This window comes from Nonomuraea sp. NPDC001636 (assembly GCF_040298265.1).
Classification (GTDB): Bacteria; Actinomycetota; Actinomycetes; order Streptosporangiales; family Streptosporangiaceae; genus Nonomuraea.
Map to the genome: position 1 here is coordinate 64,626 of NZ_JBEOZT010000041.1, position 6,777 is coordinate 71,402.

The 6,777-nt window shown below is 70.9% G+C and carries 5 protein-coding genes; 3 read left to right on the forward strand and 2 right to left on the reverse strand.

Annotation, left to right across the window (positions count from 1 at the left end; translation table 11 throughout):
- The first annotated feature begins 4 nt into the window (after nucleotides 1–4).
- On the forward strand, nucleotides 5–1,426 hold the full coding sequence (gene argH / locus ABT158_RS46220) for an argininosuccinate lyase (protein WP_352330308.1): 1,422 nt from the start codon (nucleotides 5–7) through the stop codon (nucleotides 1,424–1,426).
- Nucleotides 1,408–2,229: a DNA-3-methyladenine glycosylase gene (locus ABT158_RS46225; RefSeq protein WP_352364972.1), complete on the forward strand. Its 822-nt coding sequence runs from the start codon at nucleotides 1,408–1,410 to the stop codon at nucleotides 2,227–2,229. The genes argH and ABT158_RS46225 overlap by 19 nt, the downstream gene beginning before the upstream one ends.
- Here ABT158_RS46225 and ABT158_RS46230 read toward each other — a convergent pair.
- Nucleotides 2,169–2,570, reverse strand: coding sequence for a PH domain-containing protein (locus tag ABT158_RS46230; protein ID WP_352364974.1), 402 nt, complete (start codon nucleotides 2,568–2,570; stop codon nucleotides 2,169–2,171). The genes ABT158_RS46225 and ABT158_RS46230 overlap by 61 nt on opposite strands.
- 87 nt (nucleotides 2,571–2,657) lie before the next feature.
- Here ABT158_RS46230 and tyrS point away from each other — a divergent pair, with 87 nt between their 5' ends.
- A complete protein-coding gene (tyrS, locus tag ABT158_RS46235; protein WP_352330051.1) occupies nucleotides 2,658–3,923 on the forward strand; it encodes a tyrosine--tRNA ligase in 1,266 nt (421 codons plus the stop codon).
- Between the two features lie 193 nt (nucleotides 3,924–4,116).
- On the opposite strand, the gene ABT158_RS46240 is transcribed toward tyrS, so the two are convergent.
- A complete protein-coding gene (locus tag ABT158_RS46240; protein WP_352364976.1) occupies nucleotides 4,117–5,787 on the reverse strand; it encodes a glycosyltransferase family 39 protein in 1,671 nt (556 codons plus the stop codon).
- Between the last annotated feature and the right edge of the window lie 990 nt (nucleotides 5,788–6,777).

Genomic DNA, 6,777 nt, shown 5'->3' on the forward strand with positions numbered 1-6,777 from the left:
GGAGATGACGGTGAGTGATGGCAAGCCGATGCGGCTGTGGGGCGGGCGCTTCGAGAGCGGTCCGTCCGACGCGCTGGCCCGGCTGTCGGTGAGCGTGCACTTCGACTGGCGGCTGGTGCCGTACGACCTGGCGGCGTCCAGGGCGCACGCCCGCGTGCTGCACAGGGCTGGGCTGCTGAGCGACGAGGAGCTCGAGCGCATGATCGGCGCGCTCGACGACCTGGAGGCCGCCTGCAAGGCGGGCGAGTTCCGCCCGACCGTGGCCGACGAGGACGTGCACACCGCGCTGGAGCGCGGCCTGCTGGAGCGGCTCGGCTCGCTCGGCGGCAAGCTGCGCGCGGGCCGCAGCCGCAACGACCAGATCGCCACCGACCTGCGCCTCTACCTCCGCGACCACGTGCGCAGCATCGTCTCCCGCCTGGTCGAGCTGGAGACCGCGCTGATGGCCCAGGCCGAGCAGCACGCCGAGACCGCCGCGCCGGGCATGACGCACCTGCAGCACGCCCAGCCCGTCTCCTTCGGCCACCAGCTCCTGGCCCACGTCCACGCCTTCACCCGCGACATCGACCGCCTCACCGACTGGGACAAGCGCGCCGCGGTCTCCCCGCTCGGCTCCGGCGCCCTGGCGGGCTCCTCGCTGCCGCTCGACCCGCAGGCCGTGGCCGAGGAACTCGGCTTCTCCGCCGCCGCGCCCAACTCCATGGACGCCGTCGCCGACCGCGACTTCGCCGCCGAGTTCCTGTTCGACGCGGCCATGATCGGCGTGCACCTGTCGCGGCTGGGCGAGGAGATCGTCCTGTGGGCCTCGCAGGAGTTCCGCTGGATCGAGATGGACGACGCCTACTCCACCGGCTCGTCGATCATGCCCCAGAAGAAGAACCCCGACGTCGCCGAGCTGGCCCGCGGCAAGTCCGGCCGCCTGATCGGCAACCTCATGTCGATGCTCACCACGCTCAAGGGCCTGCCGCTGACCTACAACCGCGACCTGCAGGAGGACAAGGAGCCGGTGTTCGACTCGGTCGACACGCTGCTGCTCGTCCTGCCCGCGATGGCCGGGCTGGTCGCGACCATGCGCGTCAACACCGCCCGCATGGAGGCCTCGGCCCCCGACGGCTTCGCCCTGGCCACCGACCTGGCCGAGCTGCTGGTGCGGCGCGGCGTGCCGTTCCGCGACGCGCACGAGGCCGTCGGCCACCTGGTGGTCTGGTGCCAGGTCAACGACAAGGACCTCGGCGACCTGACCGACGACGAGCTGGCCAAGGTCTCGCCGCACCTGACGCCCGACGTCCGCGACGTGCTCAACGTGCCCGGCGCGCTGGCGGCCCGCAAGGCCCACGGCGGCACCGCGCCCGACCGCGTCCGCGACCAGCTCGTCGCCCTGCGCGAGGCGGTCGACGCGCAGGCGGCATGGGCCTCGGGCAACTGAGCGCCGCGCCGCTGCCGCGGAGTTTCTTCGACCGGCCCTCGCACGAGGTCGCGCCCGACCTGCTCGGACGCGTCCTCGTGCACGGCCCGGTCGCCGTCCGCCTCACCGAGGTCGAGGCGTACGGCGGCCCCGGCGAGGACCCGGCGGCCCACACCTACCGCGGCAGGACCCCCCGCAACGCCGTCATGTTCGGCCCGCCCGGCCACCTGTACGTGTACTTCACCTACGGCATGCACTTCTGCGCGAACCTCGTCTGCCTGCCCGAGGGCCACGGCGCGGCCGTGCTGGTCCGCGCCGGCGAGATCGTCGCCGGCCTGGACGAGGCCCGCACCCGCCGCACCCCCACGACCGGCCGGGGCGGGCGGGTCCCGGACCGTGACCTCGCCCGCGGCCCCGCCAGGCTGGCCGTCGCGCTGGGCCTGCTGCGCGAGCACAACGGCCTCGACGCGATCTGGGAAGGCGCACCCGCGGCCCTGGACCCCCTCACCGGGAACCTCGGGAATCCGGGGCACTCCGGGCGTTTCGCTCACGGGCCGGAGCACGCGACCTGGCTCACCGGCCAGGGGCAGGAGCACGCGACCTGGCTCACCGGCCTGCCCCACGGGTCGGCCGCCGTGCTCGAAGGCCGGCCCGCTGACCCCGGCACGATCAGGTCAGGCCCGCGCACCGGCGTCTCGACCGCCAAGGAGACCCCGTGGCGGTTCTGGATCGACGGCGACCCGACCGTCTCGCCGTACCGCGCTCACGTGCCGCGCCGGCGCAGCTCCGCGGCCACCTCCGTGGGGGAGACGCCCAGCTCGTGAGCGCTGAAGACGTGCAGGTGGTCGCCGGTGTCGATCTCCAGCATCTCGCTGCGCAGCCCGAACCGCCTGCGCACGTCCACCGTGACGTCCTCGACCGCCGCCCACGGCACGTGCCGCCGCCCGGCGAACCCGTGCACCACCGTGATCCCGTCCGCGTCGGCCGACAGCCGCACCGGCACCAGCACGTCGCGCAGCCCCATCCCGCCCACCAGCACGGCCGCCGGCACCGCGAGGATCACCCCGCGCACGTCCCCGGCCACCCACCAGAAGACGGCGAGCCCGGCGCACGCCAGAGCCCCTAAGATCTTGAAAACGGCCAGCTCGCGACGGACCCTCCACATGGACACCGAGCGTATCCAAGTGGCGCGCCGGCACACCGATCGGGCAGGCTAAAGGCACCGACTCCGACTCAGGGAAGCCACATCACCGTGACCGACATCATCGACGACCTCGCGTGGCGAGGATTGATCGCCCAGTCCACCGACCTCGACGCCCTGCGCGCGTCCATGGCCAAGGCACCGATCACGGTCTATTCCGGTTTCGACCCCACAGCGCCGTCCCTGCACATCGGCCACTTCGTGCCGCTGCTCACGCTGCGCCGCCTGCAGCTCGCCGGGCACAACCCGATCGGCCTGGTCGGCGGGGCCACCGGCCTGATCGGCGACCCGAGCGGCCGCAACACCGAGCGCTCGCTCAACTCCAGCGAGATCGTCGCCGAGTGGGTGGAGCGCCTGCGCGGCCAGGTCGGCAAGTTCCTCGACTTCGACGCCGAGTCCAACCCCGCCCGCCTGGTCAGCAACCTCGACTGGACCGGCGAGCTCAGCGCCATCGACTTCCTGCGCGACATCGGCAAGCACTTCCCGGTCAACCGCATGCTCGCCAGGGAGTCGGTCTCGGCCAGGCTCGCGGGGGAGGGGCTCAGCTACACCGAGTTCAGCTACCAGATCCTGCAGTCCAACGACTACCTGGAGCTGTTCCGCCGCTACAACTGCACCCTGCAGATCGGCGGCAGCGACCAGTGGGGCAACATCACGGCGGGCGCCGACCTGATCCGCCGCATCGAGGGCGGCCACGTGCACGTCCTGACCCAGCCGCTGATCACCAAGGCCGACGGCACCAAGTTCGGCAAGACGGCGGGCGGCGCGCTCTGGCTCGACCCCGAGATGACCTCCCCGTACGCCTTCTACCAGTACTTCCTCAACTCCGACGACCGCGACGTGATCCACTACCTGAAGGTGTTCACGTTCCGCAGCCGCGAGGAGATCGAAGAGCTGGAGAAGGCGGTCGCCGAGCGTCCCTTCGCCCGCGAGGCCCAGCGCACGCTGGCCGAAGACCTCACCGAGCTGCTCCACGGCCGCGCCGAGCTGGAAGCGGTGATGGCCGCGTCGAAGGCGCTGTTCGGTCAGGGGTCGCTGGAGGACCTGCCCGCCGCCACGCTGGAGGCCGCCCTGGCGGAGGTCCCCAAGGCCACCGTCGCCGAGCTCGGCGCGTCCTTCGTCGACCTGCTGGCCGACAGCGGGCTGGTCGAGTCGAAGTCGGCGGCCAGGCGCGCGGTCAAGGAGGGCGGCGCCTACCTGAACAACGTCAAGATCACTGACGAGGCGTACGTGCCCGAGGCGTCCGACCTGCTGGCGGGCCGTTTCATGGTCCTGCGCCGCGGCAAGAAGTCGATCGGCGGCGTCGAGGTCGCCTGATCACGACCGGCGAGGCGGGCCCTACGGGGCCCGCCTTCCGTATGGCCGGGCGGGGGTTCGCGGAGCCCACTCTTTTGTACGGCGAGGCGAGCTTCTGCAGGCCCACTTGCCGCATGGCGAGGCGAGCCCCTGCCAGGCCCGCTGCCGGACAACGATGTGGGCCTACGGGAGGCTCGCCTGTTCTATATCCGCTCTATTTCCGCGCTGACGTCCGCGTCGGCGTTCGCGCTGGTTTCCGTTCTGGTTTCCGTTCGAACAGGGCCACCGTCAGCCCCGGCAGATCCGCCGAGTGCTTGACCGACACGGGCTCGAACCCCGCCTGCCTCACCTGCGCCACCCGCGGCACGGAGTCGCCCTGCAACCCCGCCTGCTTGGTGCCCCGCCACACCACCCAGACCCGATCGCGCCCCTTCAACGCCGCCGCGACCTCCGACCTTTCGGGGTAGCCGAAGCCGTCGGCGTCCGGCACGTCACCCGCCTTCAGTACGTCGTCCGGCATCGCCGCGTCCGCGTAGTAGTCGAACCCGGACCGGAGCTGGCTCTGCCCGTACACGATCGCGTCCTCCGGCTCCGCCTTGACCACCCGCAACGCCCACGGGATGTTCTCGAACCGCCCGTTCTCCTCGCGTACCGCCACATGGTCGGAAGCCGCGAGCAGACCCCCGACCAGCACAAGAGCCACCCCCGCCGGCATCGGGAACCGCGGCACCCCCGCCACGGCCACCCCCGCCAGCAGAGCCAGCGCGGGCGCCGTCACGAACAGGTACCGGTCCACGTACGCCGGCGTCACCAACTGCGAGACCGCGAGCAGCAGCAGCGGCGGCAACACCAGCCACCCCACCCCCGCGACAGCCCACCGACCCCCTTCCCCGGCCACCGGACCAAGCCCCGCGAAGCCGTGACCTTCCCCCCGCACCCGCTCAGCCCCCGCGGACCCGTCCCCCTGCACCCGGTCAGGCCCGGCGGAACCGTCACCACGCCCCCACACCTGCTCAGGCCCGGCGGAACCGTCACCACGCCCCCACACCTGCTCAGGCCCGGCGGAACCATCACCATGTCCCCACGCCTGATCAGGCCCTGCCGACCGGCTCCCATCGTCGTGCACCCGACCATGGCCCACCGTGGACTTCCAGAGCACCACCGCGCCGGCCAGCGCCACCGCGAACAGCAGCACCCCGGCCCCGGTCGAGCCCGCCGCCATCTTCGGGAACTTGAGCCAAACCTCCGGCCCCCGCTGCGGGATCCAGCTGATCGCGTGCCGCTCCCCGAACCCGACCAGTCCCAGCACGACCGCGGGCAGACCTCCGATCCCCAGCGCCACCGCCATCCGCACCAGCACCCCACGCCGCGCCAGGGCAAGATGCGCGGGCAGCGCCAGCACCGCGAACAGATGCGTGCAGCACACCAGCGCCACCGCCACCCCGTACGCCACCCACCGCCGCCCGCTCGGCCGCTCCACTGCCCGGTGCAGCGCCCAGAACGAGAACACCACCGCGGCTGCCGCGAACGCGTAGGACCTGGCGAAAGCCCCGTAATAGGAAACGGACGGCAGGATCGCGAACACCGCCGCCCCGATCACGCCCGCCCGCACACTGTGCAGCCGCCTTCCGAGGTCTGCGAGGAACCAGGCCGCCACCCCGATCGCCACCGCCGACGGCAGCCGCAACCACAGCTCAGCCGTGCCGGCCTTAACCCAGAAGTGCATGAACAGGTAGTACGGCAGGAAGTGCCCATCGATGTTCCTGGCCAACTCCCACAAGCCCGCCAGTGACCGGGAAGCCGCGCTGATGGTGGCCAGCTCGTCACCGTTCAGGGTGGCCGCCCCCGTCCCCGAGAACGCCACCGCCCCCGCGACCAAAGCCATCCACCAAGGGGCGGAGGAACGCAGACGGGTCGCAGGTCGGACCGAGGGGGCAATTGTGGCGGCAGTGGTCACCGGGGCAGAATACGCGTCCCCCGAACCCTCGCCCTGCACTCTGAACCCGACAACCGTCCGAGCGACCTGGTCCGCGCCCTGGCTTCACCACCGCCTCCACACGCCGGTCACTGCCTTCGTCGCGCACGCGCTGGAGCCCAACCACAGAACCCAACCCCGCACCTCAGCTCAGCAAGTGCTGCAGACTTTCCCGCTCCCCGCTCCCCGCTCCCCGCCCGCAGAGACCGCACGAGCCGCCCCAGCCCACCCCACTCCCTCCGCCACATCGGGCCGGCCTCACTCTCCCGCCCTGCCGCCCTTCCCCAACCCCCCTTCGAACCCGCCGATCACTCCCTCCCGCAGCCGATCGCCACCCACTCCCCGCTGCAGACCCACCCTCGTCGCCGACGGCTCGCGCAGCACGCGTGACGAGCACCGACATCCCGCGTTCCGCGATGCTCCCGTCCGGCGATTTGACGTGTCGCGGATCGCGACCTAATCTTTCACTTCGTCCCGGGAGCGAGCCGGACGCCGATCAGGCGGACGGGCCCCAGGACAAGCCCCTTGAGATGACAAGCCACCTCGGTTGAGGCGCTTCAACGCGCTTTGGCATGGGTTGTCCTCTGGCGCCCGAAGCACGCCGAATAATCGGTTGATTCGACAAGTGCCGGATGACACGGTAAGTTTCGAGGGTTGCCTCGGAAGCGGGGCATCCAATCCTAGACAGGTTTGGCCCGGTTTGTTCAAGTCTCCGGATTTGACACGAAATCGGCGGGCCTGCTAAGATTAAGAAGACGAAATGAACGCCTCTGAGCGGGGATCCGGGAACGGGTTCTGGTGAGGCAGTACGCGTCCGTTTCTTGAGAACTCAACAGTGTGTTAAAAGCCAGTGCATGAAACACATGCATAACCCCGTCCAAATCTTCGGATGGACGGATT

Excerpts from the sequence above, each read along its gene's own strand:
- argH (WP_352330308.1), top strand. The coding sequence starts at position 5 with ATGACGGTGAGTGATGGCAAGCCGATGCGGCTGTGGGGCGGGCGCTTC.
- ABT158_RS46225 (WP_352364972.1), top strand. The coding sequence starts at position 1,408 with ATGGGCCTCGGGCAACTGAGCGCCGCGCCGCTGCCGCGGAGTTTCTTC.
- ABT158_RS46230 (WP_352364974.1), bottom strand. The coding sequence starts at position 2,570 with ATGTGGAGGGTCCGTCGCGAGCTGGCCGTTTTCAAGATCTTAGGGGCT.
- ABT158_RS46240 (WP_352364976.1), bottom strand. The coding sequence starts at position 5,787 with ATGGCTTTGGTCGCGGGGGCGGTGGCGTTCTCGGGGACGGGGGCGGCC.